General features: G+C 65.6%; 14 protein-coding genes and 1 pseudogene. 9 read left to right on the forward strand and 6 right to left on the reverse strand.

Going from position 1 to position 16,058, the window contains the following annotated elements; translation table 11 throughout:
• Nucleotides 1-31 precede the first annotated feature (31 nt).
• Both BST27_RS16275 and BST27_RS16280 read right to left on the reverse strand, forming a co-directional pair.
• Nucleotides 32-955, reverse strand: a pseudogene (locus tag BST27_RS16275) (serine/threonine-protein kinase); the annotation flags it as partial.
• A 138-nt stretch (nt 956-1,093) separates the two neighbouring features.
• Nucleotides 1,094-2,239, reverse strand: coding sequence for a thiolase family protein (locus BST27_RS16280; RefSeq protein ID WP_069417256.1), 1,146 nt, complete (start codon nt 2,237-2,239; stop codon nt 1,094-1,096).
• A gap of 126 nt (nt 2,240-2,365) precedes the next feature.
• Between BST27_RS16280 and BST27_RS16285 the strand changes: the two genes are divergently transcribed.
• Nucleotides 2,366-3,571, forward strand: coding sequence for a cytochrome P450 (locus BST27_RS16285; RefSeq protein ID WP_069417257.1), 1,206 nt, complete (start codon nt 2,366-2,368; stop codon nt 3,569-3,571).
• On the opposite strand, the gene BST27_RS16290 is transcribed toward BST27_RS16285, so the two are convergent.
• Nucleotides 3,568-3,957: a lipocalin-like domain-containing protein gene (locus tag BST27_RS16290; protein ID WP_069417434.1), complete on the reverse strand. Its 390-nt coding sequence runs from the start codon at nt 3,955-3,957 to the stop codon at nt 3,568-3,570. The genes BST27_RS16285 and BST27_RS16290 overlap by 4 nt on opposite strands.
• Before the next feature lie 141 nt (nt 3,958-4,098).
• Between BST27_RS16290 and BST27_RS16295 the strand changes: the two genes are divergently transcribed.
• From BST27_RS16295 to BST27_RS16315, 5 genes are all read left to right on the forward strand, one after another.
• Nucleotides 4,099-5,157, forward strand: a complete 1,059-nt coding sequence (locus tag BST27_RS16295) for an LLM class F420-dependent oxidoreductase (RefSeq protein WP_069417435.1) — start codon at nt 4,099-4,101, stop codon at nt 5,155-5,157.
• Nucleotides 5,141-6,007 carry an SDR family oxidoreductase gene (locus tag BST27_RS16300; protein ID WP_069417258.1) on the forward strand — a complete coding sequence of 289 codons (867 nt, stop codon included), beginning with the start codon at nt 5,141-5,143 and terminating at the stop codon, nt 6,005-6,007. The genes BST27_RS16295 and BST27_RS16300 overlap by 17 nt, the downstream gene beginning before the upstream one ends.
• Nucleotides 6,004-7,038: an NAD-dependent epimerase/dehydratase family protein gene (locus tag BST27_RS16305; RefSeq protein ID WP_069417259.1), complete on the forward strand. Its 1,035-nt coding sequence runs from the start codon at nt 6,004-6,006 to the stop codon at nt 7,036-7,038. The genes BST27_RS16300 and BST27_RS16305 overlap by 4 nt, the downstream gene beginning before the upstream one ends.
• Nucleotides 7,039-7,153: 115 nt before the next feature.
• Nucleotides 7,154-8,533: a PE family protein gene (locus BST27_RS16310; protein WP_069417260.1), complete on the forward strand. Its 1,380-nt coding sequence runs from the start codon at nt 7,154-7,156 to the stop codon at nt 8,531-8,533.
• A gap of 2 nt (nt 8,534-8,535) precedes the next feature.
• On the forward strand, nt 8,536-9,870 hold the full coding sequence (locus tag BST27_RS16315) for a PE family protein (RefSeq protein WP_069417261.1): 1,335 nt from the start codon (nt 8,536-8,538) through the stop codon (nt 9,868-9,870).
• A 4-nt stretch (nt 9,871-9,874) separates the two neighbouring features.
• On the opposite strand, the gene BST27_RS16320 is transcribed toward BST27_RS16315, so the two are convergent.
• From BST27_RS16320 to BST27_RS16330, 3 genes are all read right to left on the reverse strand, one after another.
• Complete coding sequence (locus BST27_RS16320) at nt 9,875-11,530, reverse strand: acyl-CoA synthetase (RefSeq protein WP_372515508.1); 1,656 nt, start codon at nt 11,528-11,530, stop codon at nt 9,875-9,877.
• An 81-nt stretch (nt 11,531-11,611) separates the two neighbouring features.
• Nucleotides 11,612-12,232, reverse strand: a complete 621-nt coding sequence (locus tag BST27_RS16325) for a PaaI family thioesterase (protein ID WP_069417263.1) — start codon at nt 12,230-12,232, stop codon at nt 11,612-11,614.
• A complete protein-coding gene (locus BST27_RS16330) occupies nt 12,229-13,245 on the reverse strand; it encodes a Rieske 2Fe-2S domain-containing protein (protein ID WP_069417264.1) in 1,017 nt (338 codons plus the stop codon). The genes BST27_RS16325 and BST27_RS16330 overlap by 4 nt, the downstream gene beginning before the upstream one ends.
• 256 nt (nt 13,246-13,501) lie before the next feature.
• Between BST27_RS16330 and BST27_RS16335 the strand changes: the two genes are divergently transcribed.
• Genes BST27_RS16335 through BST27_RS16345 form a run of 3 tightly spaced genes read left to right on the forward strand, consistent with a single transcriptional unit; the run spans nt 13,502 to nt 16,058 of the window.
• Nucleotides 13,502-14,623 carry a PHB depolymerase family esterase gene (locus tag BST27_RS16335; RefSeq protein WP_069417265.1) on the forward strand — a complete coding sequence of 374 codons (1,122 nt, stop codon included), beginning with the start codon at nt 13,502-13,504 and terminating at the stop codon, nt 14,621-14,623.
• Nucleotides 14,620-15,003 (forward strand): nuclear transport factor 2 family protein, encoded by a 384-nt coding sequence (locus BST27_RS16340; RefSeq protein WP_069417266.1) that lies wholly within the window; start codon nt 14,620-14,622, stop codon nt 15,001-15,003. Before BST27_RS16335 ends, BST27_RS16340 begins: the two co-directional genes overlap by 4 nt.
• A complete protein-coding gene (locus BST27_RS16345; RefSeq protein ID WP_069417267.1) occupies nt 14,967-16,058 on the forward strand; it encodes a TIGR03857 family LLM class F420-dependent oxidoreductase in 1,092 nt (363 codons plus the stop codon). Before BST27_RS16340 ends, BST27_RS16345 begins: the two co-directional genes overlap by 37 nt.

The raw sequence follows: 16,058 nt of genomic DNA on the forward strand, positions 1-16,058 counted from the left end.
CATCAGCGCGCCCAATAGTTACTGTTTAACCGGGGAAACTCGGTGGGGCCGGCGCCGCGGGGGTGGGCGTCGCGCTGGGAACCGTAGCGGCCGGAACGGTGAAGGTGTCCGTTCTACCGCCCAGGGTTGCCAGTGCCTGCTCCGCCGCCCGGGCGAAGTCACCGCTCGTCGCGTATCGATCTTCCGGTCGTTTCGCCATGCCGCGGGCGATCACGTCGTCCAAAGCCGGCGGAAGCCCCAATCGCGCACTGACCCGAGGCACGGGCTCGGACAGGTGGGCGCCGACCAGGCTAGCGGTGTCGCCGGAGAACGGCGGTGCCCCGGAGATGGCTTCGAACAGCACGCACGCCAGGGCGTAGGTGTCGGCCCTGGCGGTCACCTGGGCCGCGTCACCCCTGAACCGTTCCGGAGCCATGTACGCCCAGGTGCCCAGCACGTCACCCAGCTGAGTCACCCGCTGCTCGGTCGCGGCGTTGGCGATTCCGAAATCCACCAGATAGGCGAAATCATCCGCCGTGATCAAGATGTTGGCGGGCTTGACGTCCCGATGCAGTACTCCGGCGTTGTGTGCGGCATCCAGCGCCGAGGCGATCTGACGCACGACGGACACCGCCTTGGCCGGCGGCAGCGGACCGTTCCGCAGCATCGTGTCCAAGTCGACGCCATTGATCAGCCGCATATCGACGTAAAGGTGCCCGTCGATTTCGCCGGTGGCGTGAATCGGCACGACATGTGGATCCTGCAGTCGTCCCGCGATGCGCGCTTCGCGCTGCAGCCGCCGACGGTAGTCCTCGTTCTGGGCGTAGTCACCTGAGATGAGCTTGAGGGCGACTGTCCGGTCCATGACGGTGTCTTCGGCTTCGTAGACCGTGCCCATACCGCCGCTGCCGAGAATGCGCTTAAGCACGTAGGGCCCGAAGCGGTTGCCGACCGTTGGTACCGTGCCGTCGCTCATCGCTGTTCTCCTGCGTCCAGGTATCCCGGCAGAAAAAATCGTAGACCGGCGCCGCCCATTTCTTCGCAAGCAGACGCAAAATCCCCGGTTAAACAGTAACTATTGGGCGCGCTGATGTCTGCTCGGTGATCGGGATTTTCAGGTGGTGAGAATCGTTGCGGCCGACGTACCGGGCGCCCCGTAAAGCTGGGTGAAGCCCACCTTCGGTTCGCCTGGAACCTGGCGATCGCCGGCTTGGCCACGCAACTGCCTGACGATCTCGTGAATCTGGCGCAGACCGGACGCTCCGATGGGCTCGCCATTGGCGATCAGTCCGCCGTCGGTGTTGATCGGCATCGCACCGCCGATCTCGGTGGCGCCGTCGGCCAACAGCTTTTCCTGGTCTCCGTCGCCGCAGAAGCCGCACTCTGCCATGTGGATGATTTCGGCGCCCGCATCGGTGTCCTGCAGTTGGATCACGTCGACGTCGTCCGGGCTGACACCGGCGTTTTCGAATGCGGCCCGGGCGGCGTAGACGGTGGGGGAGACGTCCTCCTCGACCGGGGCGAAGGTGGTGTTCACTTCATACGCGCCGTACTTGCGGGTGCGCAGTTCGATCGCCTTCAGGTACACGGGCTTGTCGGTGTAGCGATGGGCGATGTCGGCCCGGCACAGCACCGCTGCCGCCGCACCCTCATCCGGGGCACAAAACATGTACTGGGTGAGCGGATAGTTCAGCATCGCCGAGTTGAGGATGTCGTCCTCGGGTATCGGCTTGCGCCGGAACGCATTCGGATTCAACGCCCCGTTGCGGAAGTTCTTGGCCGCCACCTTGGCCAGCGTCCGCTGGGAGATGCCGTGGTCGTGCAGGTAGCGATTGGCCTTCATGCCAAAGAACTGGGTGGTGAGGTACTGGCCGTTCTCGGCGTACCAGCGCGGCATCCCGACCAGGGCGGGATCCTCGGTGAACGCACCCCGCGGATGTTTGTCCAAGCCGACGGCGATGCCGATGTCGTAGTCGCCCAGTCGAATTCCGTCGGCGCACGCCTTGACGGCGCTGGCCGCCGTGGCGCAGGCGTTGAAGACGTTGGTGAAGGGTATGCCGGTCAGTCCCACCATTGCGACGATGGCGTCCGGGTTGGCGACGGTCCAACTGCCGCCGGTGGCCGCCTGAATGTCGGACCATTGCACACCGGCGTCGGCCACCGCGGCGAAGATCGCCTCGACGGCCATTTGCATGGCGGTTTTCCCCTCGAATCGCCCGAAGGGGTGGAGGCCTACGCCGATGACGGCTACTTCATTCACGCTGCGCCTCCCACTGTGCCCGCAAAGATGAATGTCTATAATACTGTAACCATTACCGTTGATCGTGCCGAATGGGTGTCGCGTGGCCGGGCCCAGCGGCGACATGATCTCCAGAGGGGCGGCGTCATGACCACTGCCACAGTGATTTTCGACCCGTTCTCCGACGAGTTCTTCAACGATCCGTACGAGACCTACCGGCGCATGCGGACGGAGGCGCCGGTCTATTACAGCCAGGAGTACGACTTCTACGCTTTGACCCGCCACGAGGATGTGGCGGGGGCGTTCAAGGACTACGAGACCTACTCGTCGGCCTACGGGGTGGATCTCGCTCAGGTGCGCAAAGGCCATGTCACCGAGCACGGTTCGATCATCGCCATGGATCCGCCCGCACATCGCCGCATGCGCGGATTGCTGAACAAGGTGTTCACGCCGCGCGCCATCCAGGCGTTGCGTCCGCTGGTGACGGAATCGGTGGACAAGTTCCTCGCTGCTGCTAACCCGGACGGCTTCGACTTCGTCCAAGACTTCTCGGCGCTTTTCCCCGTCGACGTGATGACCACCCTGCAGGGGGTGCCCGAGCAGGACCGCCAGCAGATCCGGCTGTGGATCGACGACCTACTGCACCGCGACGCCGGCGAGGTCGAGATGAGCGAGGCCGGCCTGAAGTCCGCCGTCGACATGGCCGTCTACTACTTCCGTCTCACCAAGCAGCGCCGCGAGAACTTGGGCGACGACTTGTTGAGCAGGCTCATCCAGTCCGAGATCGAGCGAGACGACGGCGAGATGACACCGCTCAGCAACATCGAAATCACTGAGTTCGCAACGCTGTTGGGCGGTGCGGGTGCAGAGACCGTCACCAAGCTGCTCGGAAACGCCGCGGTGGTGTTCGCCAGGAACCCCGACCAGTGGCAGAAGCTGCTGGACGACCGCGCCAAGATCCCGCTGGCCGTGGAGGAACTGTTACGTTACGAGGCGCCCGCACAGTACAACGTGCGGCGCTCGACCCGCGACGTAACGCTGCACGGTGTGACGATCCCGGCGGGCAAACCCGTGTTCTTGGTCGGGGGTTCGGCCAACCGGGATGAACGGGCGTGGACCGACCCGGACGCGTTCGACATCGAACGCGACCGCACCCAAGCGCAGAATCTGGGTCTTGGCTACGGCATCCACAGTTGTCTGGGGGCGGCGCTGGCGCGCCTGGAGAGCTCCATCGCACTGGACAGGATGCTCGACTTCATGCCCCGCTACGAGGTCGATTGGGCCGGCTGCAGACGAGTCAACATGCAGAACGTCGCGGGTTGGAGCAACGTGCCGGTACGGGTACTGCCCTAGCGGTCGGTCCGGCGGCGCCAGACCAGCGTGCTGTGCAGCCGCGTGCCCGACGCGGAGGTCGTGCTCGCCGAGAGTGTCAGCCGGTCGCCGTCGATCCGAGCGCGCCGAAACAGCGGCTGCTGCAACAACTCCGGCATTGTCGCTATCGCCACATCGTGGCGTACCGTCCCGGCTGACTCGTCGACATCGAAGCGGCCACCGTAGGAGATGTATTCGGCGCCCGGGCCAGGGGTCAATTGCGCGGACATGTGACCGTCAGCGGTGTAGAGAATCAGGCCCCTCGGGTGCTCGCCGAACGTGTTCCTCTGTTCACCGGTCTCTTCATTCCGGGTGACGAACGACTCCAGCCACCAACCGCCCAGCAGGGCCTGACGCAGATCGCTCATCACTCAGCCTCCGTTCGCTGCTACCGCTCGCCCGGGTCAACCGGCCCCGGTTGACCCTACCGAATTGGTTACAGTAGCCTCCATGTCCATGGGCGGCAGGTGTGACCGGCGTCACCGGCGAACAACTGTGCCGCTCTGGTGATGATTGCCCCGCCCAATGCCGGAATCAAGGTCGATGGGGGTATTCCCCTGGACCTCCGACGGGTACCGGCCGTCGCCGCCGAAGTCGAACGGCTCGGCTACGACGGCTGCTGGACCGGCGAGATCAACCACGATCCCTTTCTGCCAATGCTGTTGGCCGCCGAGCACACCTCAACGATCGAGTTGGGTACCAGCATTGCGGTGGCCTTCGCACGCAGTCCCATGACCGTTGCCAACGTCGCGTGGGATCTGCAGTCCTATTCGGGCGGCCGCTTCATCCTTGGGTTGGGCACCCAGGTGCGTGCGCACGTCGAGAAGCGGTTCAGCATGCCGTGGAGCCGGCCGGTGGCAAGGATGCGCGAATACGTCCTGGCGCTGCGGGCAATTTGGGAGTGCTGGCAGAACGGCGTCCGGCTGAGCTTCGATGGCGATTTCTACACGCACAAGCTCATGACGCCGATGTTCACACCCGAGCCGCTATCCGGGCCACTACCAAAGGTTTTCGTAGCAGCCGTCGGACCGGCGATGACGCGGATGTGCGGCCAGGTAGCCGACGGGGTCATCGCACACGCGTTCACCACCCGGCGCTACCTGGACGAGGTGACCCTGCCGGCATTGCTGGACGGGATACGGCACGCCGGCCGCGAGCGTGCCGACGTCGCGGTGACGTGCGCGGTGTTTGTGGTGACCGGCCGCACTGACGCCGAGTTGGCCGCCGCCGCGGCGGCCACAAAGAAACAGATCGCCTTCTACGCGTCGACACCGGCCTACCGCAACGTGCTGGACCTGCACGGCTGGGCCGACCTGCACACGGAGTTACACCGGCTGTCCCGGCAAGGTGAGTGGGATGCCATGGGCGCGTTGATCGATGACGAGGTGCTGGCGACCTTCGCCGTCGTCGCTCCCCTTGGCCAGATCGCCGACGCGCTGCGCACCAGGTGCGACGGCGCGGTGGACCGCGTGTTGCCGGCCCTTCCAAGAGATTTGCCCGCGTCGACGGTGGCGACCATCCTCGACGAGTTGCGCGGGGGAGAGGTGCCACATGGACCACAAGGATAAGGTCATCGGCAGGACCATCGTCGTCACCGGCGGCGCCCGAGGCATCGGCTTCGCGACCGCAGCCGCCCTGCGAGGCCGGGGTGCACGCATCGTCATCGGGGACCGGGACCGGGCCGCCCTGGACACCGCTGTAGCCGAATTGGCCACTGCCGGTTCGATTTCCGGTCACCTGGTCGACGTCGCCGACCGCCGGTCGTTCGCCGAGTTCTTAGACGCCGCCCGGGCCGACGGCAGGGGACGCATCGACGTGCTGATCAACAACGCCGGCGTGATGCCCGTGGGCTCGTTCACCGACCAGTCGCAGCAGGCGATTCGCTCCGCCCTCGAGGTGAACCTCTACGGCGTGCTCAACGGCTGTCAGTTGGTACTGCCAGAAATGGTTGCTCGACGTAGCGGCCACATCATCAACATCGCCTCCATGGCGGGTGTGATGGCGATACCCGGACAGGTCGTCTATGCCGCCACCAAGTACGGTGTCGTCGGACTCAGCGTGGCGATGGCCGACGAATTCGCTTCGCGGGGAGTCGAAGTCAGCGTGGTGCTGCCGCCCTTCACCCAGACCGACCTGATTGCGGGGACGAAGTCGTCCGGCGTGGGCAAACCGGTCCAGCCCGAGGTGGTAGCCGCGGCGGTCGTCGGCGCGCTCGATAAGCCGCGCACCTACGTGGCGTTGCCGCAACCCACCCGTCTCGTCGGGCCGCTGGTGTCGATGTTGGGGGCGCGCGGTAGGCGCTGGTTCAACAAGAGAATCGGCGCAGACAAGCTGTTTCTCGATGACATCGACCACACGGCGCGACGGTTCTACGAAGAACGCGCTCAAGCCGCACTCGGCGTTGTGGAGCGTCAATGACGGGCGTAGAAGAAGCTCACGTGGCTGGCGCCGGCCAGCGCGCGTTGGTCATGGGTGCGAGCGGCAATGTGGGATCCTCCGTCGTTCGCCACCTGGTGCGCGCCGGCGCCGATGTTCGGGTGATGTTGCGAAAGTCCAGTTCCACTCTGGGTATTGACGGATTCGATGTCGAGCGAGTCTATGGGAACATCTTCGACACCGAAAGCGTCACCGCAGCAATGTCCGACCGTGACGTCGTCTACTACTGCGTGGTGGACCCCAGGGCGGAATTGCGTGATCCCACTCCGCTGTTCAGGACGAATGTCGAGGGCCTCGGCAATGTGCTCGACGTGGCCGTGAACGCCAACCTGCGACGCTTCGTGTTCATGAGCACCATCGGCACCATCGCGGTCGGCCTCAACGGCGAAACCGTCGACGAGGACACACCTTTCAACTGGGCGGACCAGTGCGGCAGCTACATCGAATCGCGACGCCAGGCTGAGCAATTGGTGCTGTCCTACGCCGCCGAGCGCGGACTGCCCGCCGTGATAACCAACGTGTCGAATCCTTACGGACCGCCGGATTGGCAGCCCCGGCAGGGGATGATCGTTCAATACGCCGCGCTGGGCAAGCTGCCGTTCTACATCCGCGGCGCGGGGTCAGAGGTCGTCGGCATCGACGACGTCGCCGAGGCGCTGGTACTGGCGGCCGAACGCGGACGCGTAGGCCACCGCTACATCATCTCCGAGCGGTACATGACCCACCGGGAAATGGCCACCATTGCCGCACAGGGTGGCGGTGCCCGACCACCGCGCTTCGGCCTGCCCATGGCCGCGATGCACATATCGGGTCGCATCGCCGATGCCATCAGCGCGCTGACCGGCCGTATTCTGCCGATGAGCAGGCAAAGCGCGAAATTGGTGGAGATGACGTCGCCGGCCAGCCACGCCAAGGCCACCCGCGAATTGGGCTGGCACCCGAAGCCCACCGAGGACTTCATCCGACGAGCCGCCGAAAACTACGTCGCGAGAGCACGATTACACAGTCGTTGACTCTGCGCCTTGGGCGGAAAAGTGCGGGTAGACCGCGCCGTCAGCGCAGAGTCAATGTTCAAAAGCCAGTCAAGCCGAGTCTGACCTGCCTAGTATCTGCTAGGAGGGAGCGTCCATGTCGTATGTGATTGCTGCGCCCGAAGCGCTGACCGCGGCGTCGCAGAACCTGGCCGGGCTAGCGGAGGCGATTGAGGCGGCCGCGGCCGCGGCGGCGCCCACGACGACCGACATCGTCGCGGCGGCGGCCGACGAGGTGTCGGCGGCCATTGCGAAGTTCTTCGGTGGTTACGCCCAACAGTTTCAGACATTGACCTCGCAGGCGATGCTGTTTCACGCCCGATTTGTGCGCGACTTGAGCACCACCGCGGCCGCGTATGCGACCGCCGAGGCCGCGAACGTGGGGCCATTGGGGGCGCTGCTGCAACCGCTGTTCGGCGGGACGGTGGGCCCCAACGTTGCAACGGTGGGCGCGTTGCTCAACTTCGCCACCAACTCCGTCGGCCTAGGCGGCTTGCTGCATTTCCCCTCCACCGTGGCCGTCGCGGGCATCGACGGAGTGACCGGGGTCGAGGTCGGGTTCTCGTTCCTGCGCATTCCGGTGACGGGTTCCTTCCTGGGGATTCCCTACGGGTACGAGTGGCCGGCTCCCGCTTTCTGGTACTTCCCGACGCAGGCGGGCGGGGCGGTGAACGCCGTCGGCATCACCTATCTGCAGCATGGTTTCGCCGCGATCGGCTGGTTCTACCAGCCGCTGGCCATCGAGTTGGCCGGGCAGACCAACAGCGTCGTGGTGACTCCCACCATTCCGTCCATTCCGTTGCCGTTCGGCCTGGGGTTGGGCACCCCGGAGATGCAGCACGGCGTGGGTTCGCTGTTCCTCGGCGGGCAACCGGCGCTGAATGCCGCCGCGCATTGGGCCGGCTACCACGGCACGCTCCCGCAGGACTTCGTGCTGACCGGACATTCCGCCGGCGGGAACCTCGCCACGCTGGCCGCCAGCAATTACCTGACCCTCGGCGGTACCCCCGGCAACCTGCACGGGGTGGTGATGTTCGACGGGGTCGCGAGCAATTCGACGGCCTTCGGTGCCGCGATAGCCAACCTGCAATCCGCGAACATTCCCGTCTACGCGGTGGTGGCACCGCCCCAACCATGGAACGCGTTCGGGGCGACCACGAAGCAGTTGGTCAGTCTCTACCCGAACCAGTTCACCGGCGTCGAGATCGTCGGCGGCTCGCACGTCGACTCGATGCTGGGCGGCAACCCGCTCGTCGACTTTGCGGCCCAGTTGCTCACCGGGTTCTCGCCACCCGGCGCCACCGCGGCCGTTTACACCCTGTCCACGGGCTGGATCAACGACCTCTACCACGGCGGAACCCCCGCCGCCCCGATATACGGAATCTACGGACCCGGCGGACCCGGCACCCCGTACGTACCGCCTGGCGGCCAGCAGATAATCCTGGGGCCGGCTACCGGAATCGTGCTGGGAGGCTAGCCGTGTCGTATCTGGTCACGGCTCCTGAGGCGCTGGCCGCGGCGTCGGGGCACCTGGCCCTAATTGGAGACGCGGTCAAGGAAGCGGCCATCGCCGCTGCGCCCTCGACGGAGGGGATTGCCGCCGCGGCCGCGGATGAGGTATCGCTGGCTGTTGCGCAGCTTTTCGGCAGCCATGCCCAGGAGTTTCAAGCGCTGACAGCGCGAATAATGTTGTTGCAAAATGGGTTTGAGCGATTGTTGAGTGCGTCCGGCGCCGCGTATGCTTTCGCTGAGGCAGCGAATATGGTTCCGCTGCAGTCGATTTCGCTTGCCCGCGCATCGCTCGGAGCGGTGCTGAACTCGGCCACCAATGCCGTCGGCCTCGGTGGGGTGCTGCATTTCCCGTCCACCGTGGCGGTCGCGGGGATCGACGGAGTGACCGGGGTCGAGATCGGGTTCTCGTTCCTGCGCATCCCCATTGGCGGTTCGGTTCTCGGCATTCCGTATGGGTACGAGTGGCCCGCTCCCGCTTTCTGGTACTTCCCGACGCAGGCGGACGGCGCAGTCAACGCCAACGGCACCGTCTATCTGGCGCACGGCTTCTCGGCGATCGGCTGGTTTTACCAGCCGCTGGCCATCGAGCTTGCCCAGCAAACCAACAGCGTCGTCGTCACTCCCACGGTGCCGTCGCTTCCGTTGCCGTTCGGTCCCGGGATCTTCAGCGGGGAGTTGCACCAGGGCGTGGCCTCGTTGTTCCTTGGTGATCAAACGGCACTGAACATCAGTGCGCAGGCGGCCGGTTACCAGGGCACGCTGCCAGAGAAATTCGTCTTGACCGGACACTCGGCCGGCGGTGGGGTCGCAGTAACCGCCGCGGGCGATTACGTCGCGGCGATCGGCTCAAACCTCGCCGCAAACAACCTGCTCGGTGTCGTGCTGTTCGACGGGGGCGACATCAATTTCCTCCACTTCGCGGCTTCGGTAACCAACCTGCAGGCGGCGGGCATCCCGCTGTACACGGTGACCGCGCCGCCCCAACTTTTCAACGGTTTCGGCATCCCCACGAATTACTTGGTCAGCATGTACCCGGGCCAGTTCGTGGGTGTCGAGATCGTCGGCGGCTCACATATCGATCCGATGCTGGGCGCCAAGCCCGTCATCGACTTCGTCAGTCAGCTGATTACCGGATTCTCTCCGCCCGGCGCCACCGCAGCCATATACATCCTGGCCACGGGTTGGATCAACGACTTCTACGCCGGGGGCGGCCCGACCAACCCGATATACGGCATCTACGGCTCCGCTGGGCAGCACATCGCTCTCGGTCCGGCAACCGGGATCGTGCTGCCCGCCCGTTAAACAGTCACCCTTGAAGCGCCTGTTCCCGCGCCCACCGGTAGTCGGCCTTGCCCGAAGGGCTGCGTTGCAGGACCGGGCGGAACACGATGGCTTTGGGAAGTTTGTAGCGCGCCAACGACTTTCCGGCGTGCGCGACCAACTCGTCGGCTTCGGCGGTGGCTCCCTCCGCGAGGGCGACGATCGCGACGACTTCCTGGCCCCAGCGTTCGCTCGGGCGTCCGGACACCACCACGTCGGCCACCGCGGGATGCGACGCGATGGCCGTTTCGACCTCCTCGGCGAAGATCTTCTCGCCACCGGAGTTGATCGTGACCGAGTCGCGGCCGAGCAGTTCGATGCGTCCGTCGGCGAAGTGGCGGGCCCGGTCGCCGGGCACCGCGTACCGAACGCCGTCGATGACCGGGAACGTCGCGGCGGTCTTGGCGGCGTCGCCCTTGTAGCCGAGGGGAACATAGCCACGTTGGGCCAGCCAGCCGTTCCCGTCGTGACCGGGCGGCAGGATGGACGTCAGGTCCTCGGCGGCGACGAAGGTGTCCGGCCCGGCGTTGAACGTGCCCGTCGACACCGCCCCGGAGGTGGACAGATGGTGCATCTGGGCGCCGGTCTCCGAGGACCCGACGCCATCGATGACCATGGCGTTGGGCAGGGCTTCGATCAGGCGCTGCTTGACATACGGGGTCAACAGCGCGCCGCCGTTGGCAATCACCGCCAACGACGACACGTCCGCAATGCCCTTCTCGATCGCGGCCACCAATGGCCTGGCTATCGCGTCGCCCACCACCGTCACCACCATCACCCGCTCCCGCTCGATGGTGCGCACGACCTCCTCGGCGTCCAAATGGTCTACGACGGAGGGGAATACGATGGTCTGGCCGGTGTTCATCGCGGTCATCACGCTCCACTGCGCGGCGCCGTGGATCAGCGGCGGCAAGATCATCAGCTTGGTGCCCGGATTCGCGCCCACCCGCGTCACGATCTCGTCGATCGAGGTCACGAACTGCCCGCCGACCAGGTCGCGGCCACCGAACGACGTCATGAAGATGTCGTGCTGGCGCCACAGCACACCCTTCGGCATCCCCGTCGTGCCGCCGGTGTAGAGGACGTAGAGGTCGTCGGGCGAGTGCCGCACCGGGGGCTGCTCGGCGGCAAGTTGCGCGCCCAACGCCAGGGCTTCCTCGTAATCCACTGCGCCGTCGAGCAATTCGTTGCCCGAGTCGTCGGCGATCTGGATCAGCACCCGCAGGTTCGGCAGATCCGGGAGGACCTCGGCCACGCGCGGTGCGAATACCGAGTGGTACAGCAGCGCGATCGCACCCGCATCGGACAGCAGGTATTGCAGCTCATTCTTCACGTAGCGGAAGTTGACATTGAACGGAGCGACCCGGGCGGTGAAGCTGCCGAGCAACGCCTCGACGAACTCGTTTCCGTTGTAGGCGTACAGGCCAAGCAGGTCCTGTCCCACCTCGTGGCCGGCGAGTTCGGACCGCTCGGTATGACAACCCAGCCCCTGCGCGCGCAGGTATGCGGCGAGCTGTCGTGATCGCTCGACGATCTGCGCGTAGGTGTAGCGCCGGTCGCCCTGAATGACCAGTTCTCGGTCGGGTATGGCGGCCGCCACCGCCGCCGCTACTTCAGGAACCGTGAATTCCGTGGTGACCAAGGTCAATCCTCTCCGCGAGCAGTAGACACAAACTCGTACTCATGAGGCTCGCACAGCACAATTTTGCGTCTGCTCGCGCGGTCAGGGTTGGTGGGGGAGTAGGCGAACCATCAGGCCGTTGGCTTCGGTGAGCAGGGTGCCGTCGGCGCTGGTCATGGTCGCCGCGATGAAGACCTTACGGCCCTCCTCGTGGCTGATGCGCCCATGCGCGACGAGCGGCTCGTCGATCGGGGTGATGGCCCGGTAGTCAACGTGCAGATAGCCCGTCCGGATGGGGTGAATCTCGGCGGTGGAAACCACCATGCCGAAGAGCCAGTCGTAGAACAACGGGATCATGCCGCCATGCACGGCGTTGTTTCCGCCCACGTGCGACCTGCTGAAGTGTCCCTCCATGGTCACGCCGTCGGGCCCGGACTCCGTGATCATCCAGGGCGGCAGCAGCGGGTGGCCCAGCCCGGGCAGGTCCAACACCCGGCCGCCGGGCGCCTCGGTCTCCGGCGCCTGGTGGCATTCGATCAGCGCACAGGCGTCCTTGACAAGGCGGGCCGCACTGACCCACAGCGCCGGATCGGGATTTGTCGACACGGCGAGATCCTGTAACCGGCGCAGCGCGGCCACGAACTCCCCCAATTCGGGGTGTGGTTTGTCGACGGGTTTGATGTCGGGAAAGCCGCCGTGCGTCCCGGAAGCGGTGTCGGTCATGCTGGCGCCTTCGCGGGTTCGCGTGGTGGCACGTCGTAGAACTGAGTGGCCCATTTACGGAGTGCCATATACCCTTTCGCGTCGACCTTGGACAGCGGTGGGTGCTCGACGTATACCTGGTAGCGCCAAATCTGCAGATCGTCGAACACGGTTGACAGGAACTGCTTCTCGACAAGCTCGCGGAGCTTCCCCTCAGGCACGGGCGCGTCATCGCCCGGGTTTCGCGGCCACCAGATGGAGTAGAACAGGTCCGAGCACTCCTCGTCGACCGGTGTGCAGGTGAATATCAGCCGATGATTCTGTGCGCCTTCGAAAACACTGATTGCGCCGCCGAGGCCGAACAGGTGGCTGTGAAACTTCAGCGCGAAATCGTCGGGGTTGTCGCTGCGCGCGTCCGGCCAGCCCGCGGTGAACTGCCATTCGTGGTCCACGATCCGCCAGTCCAGCACCCGAGGCGTCACCGTGGCGTGGTGTACGTATTCGAAATGCGCGCTGTCGGGGGCGTTCTCCGCCACGATCTGCGGATGCACCGGTTCGCGCTCGGCGCGCCGGGAGAACTCCGGATACGCCCGGTAGTAGGCCGCCGGGTCGGTTTCGAACTGCGGAAACTTTCGGAAGATGTCCGGCATCTCCCACTGCGGCTCCTTGCCGTCGGGATGATGCCAAACGAACGCGCAGTCGTACTGCTCCATGACCGGGTACACCCGCAGCGTCAGTGCGCGGTTGGGGCGGTCCGGCTGGTACGGGATGTAGCGGTTGGTGCCGTCCGGTCCCCAGCGCCAGCCGTGAAACGGGCACTGCACGCAATCGCCGACGACCTTGCCGCCGTGGCCGATGTGCGCGCCGAGGTGTTTGCAGTGCGCCTCGAGCACATGCAACTCGCCGCCCTCGTCACGGTAGGCGACCAGGTCCTCGCCGAAGTAGTGCAGCGGCCGAACCTCGCCGACCGGGAACTCGGGCGACCAGCCGATCATGAACCATCCGGTGACCTTCCACGTGAACGGAACTTTCACGGCGGCTCCTCGGCTGGGCTGATACTAAGTTCGTTACAGTATAGCTTTCAGCAGGTCAGCACCATGCGGCGAGGAGGTGGCCGGACGCAATGCTCGACGTTCGAGTAGCAGCGGGAGCGGACGGAGCGTGCATCCGGGCTGCCGCCCCTGGTACAACGGGGGCAAAGCGCTGGCGGGGCCGCGGAATGGCGCCGCCGCTGCGACGAGATCGCGGTCGGCGGGTCACACCGGGTTCAAACTCAGGTAGGGAGTAGGTATGTCGACGGCAACGCGCGCCCGCGATATCGCCCGCGAAATGGCTCTAGTGCTGCCGAGGACGGTATCGGGCCTCAACCAGTCGACCGGCTGGGTCCCGACCTCGCGGAGCGGCGTGCGCCAGTTCGGCGAAGTGTTTCTGGACGAGCTTGTGCTGACTGGCTTTTCGCTGCTGGGCGGGAATCTGCCCAGCGATATCCGGCCGCTGGACGGCTGCGCCGCGGCGGCCGAGGAACTGTCCGCACTGGGCGTCGATGGAGCGCACGCCGACCCGGAACCGCTGCTGATACGCACGATCAAGCGACGCCGCGTGGGCGGTCTGGCCTATGAACGAATGACGTTCCGGCACGAGCCGGAGTTGCCAAACACGTTGCTGGCGGAGGGCTTTGGCGGCCCCGCAACGGCGGTGGTGCATCTGTGCCGGCATACCGACGGCCCGCGCCCCTGGCTGGTGTGGGTACACGGGGCGGGTCAAGGGCGTGCGGAAGACCTGTTGCTGTCCCGGATCGATCGTGTGCACCGCAAACTCGGCTTCAATGTCGCGATGCCCATTCAACCGGGTCACGGCAGCCGGCGTCACGAATGGCCGCAGTATCCGGACATGGATCCGCTGGGCAATGTCGCGGGCATGATACGGGTGGTGTCGGAGGTGCGCGCGGTGGTGCGGTGGCTGCGCCGCCAAGCCACCGCCGTTGTGGTAGCCGGGATTTCGATGGGCAGCCCGGTTGCCGCCCTGGTCTCTCATCTGGAGGACGACCTCGATGGGGTCGCGGTTTACACGCCGATCCTCGGCCTCAACTCGATGATCGCCCACCACCTCGGGCGCTCGGGGCCGTCGCGTACCGAGCTTCGCCGGCTGCTGGGATCACCGGAGGTGTCGGCGGTGACCTCGGTGATCGACCCGTTGGCCGTGGTGCCCAATCCGCCCCGGCATCGCCGGCTCATCGTCGGCGCGTGGCACGACCGGATGGCAATGCGCGAGCCCGCGCTCGCGTTGCAGGAACGTTGGGGTGGCGAACTGTACTGGTATGACGGCAGCCATGTCGGACACGTGTTCTCGCGGCGTGTGCAGCGGGTGTCGGAGCGATTCCTGCGCGGGGTCGCCCAGGATGCGCGCGCATGACCGCGCCCGCGCGGACGGCGCGCGAAGTGGTGGAGTTGTACAACCTGGTGGTGTGGAATGAACGCAACCTCGCGCTCGCCGAGGAATTGTTCGCCGACACGGTGATCCGCCACGAGGTCGGTGGGGCGCACACGCTGACCCGGGAGCAGGCGGTCAAACGGGTCGAGGACATGTGGGCACTGTTCGACAAGCTGCGGTTCGACCTGAATGTCGTGGTCGCCGGTGACGACGGCGAGCACGTCGCCATCGTCTACGACTCCGCCATGACCCTGAAGGACGGCAACGAAACCAACATTGGCAGCATCGAGGTGTTCCACGTCGTCGACGGCAAGATCACCGAGGTGTGGAACTGCGGCTACCAGCAAGGGGTTTGGAAGTGAGCTTGGAATCGGGCGCTAGCCCCCTGAATGAGTTGGGTTACTACCTCCTGGCGGGTGCCGGGGGAGAGGGCCCGGCGACGCTGATGGATGAGGCGCGCCGCGGCGAAGAGTTGGGTTTCGGCACCGCGTTCATCTCCGAGCGGTGGAACGTCAAGGAGGCATCGTCACTCGTCGGCGCGGCCTGCGCGGTCACCAGCCGGATGCAGATCGCCACCGCCGCAACGAATCACAACACCAGGCACCCGCTGATCACGGCATCGTGGGCGACCACCATGCACAGGTTGTCGGGAGGACGCTTCACGCTGGGCATCGGTCGCGGCATCGCGGCCATCTACGCGGCGTTTGGCATACCCGCCGTTACGACGGCGCAGATGGAGGATTGGGCCCAGGTGATGCGCCGACTGTGGCGCGGCGAGGTGATCTTCAACCACGATGGCCCGATGGGCAAGTACCCCATCCTGTTTCTCGATCCCGACTTCAACGAGGATATTCGCTTGGCCCTGGTGGCCTTTGGGCCCAACTCGCTGAAACTGGGCGGCCGCGCCTTCGACGACGTCATTCTGCACACCTACTTCACCCCCGAGACTCTCCAGCGCTGCGTCGCCACCGTCAAGACCGCCGCCGAGCAGGCCGGCCGCGACCCGGACAGCGTGCGGGTGTGGTCATGCTTCGCCACCGTTGGCGATCACCTGCCCGAGCAGTTGCGGCTGAAGAAGACCGTCGCCCGGCTGGCCACCTATCTTCAGGGCTACGGCGATTTGCTGGTGCAGACCAACGGCTGGGATCCCGCTGTGCTGCAACGGTTCCGGGCGGATCCGGTGGTGACGTCCATCGCGGGCGGAATCGACCACAAGGCCACCCCCGAGCAGATCGAACACATCGCGACGCTGATTCCCGACGAATGGCTGGAACCGTCGGCCACCGGTTCGCCGCAGCAATGTGTCGAGCGGATTCGGCGCGAATTCGACTACGGTGCCGACGCGCTGATCATGCACGGTGCCACCCCCGACGAGCTGCAGCCCGTCGTCGAGGCCTACCGGGCGCGGCGGGACTAG

This window comes from Mycobacterium intermedium, assembly GCF_002086275.1.
GTDB classification, from domain to species: Bacteria; Actinomycetota; Actinomycetes; order Mycobacteriales; family Mycobacteriaceae; genus Mycobacterium; species Mycobacterium intermedium.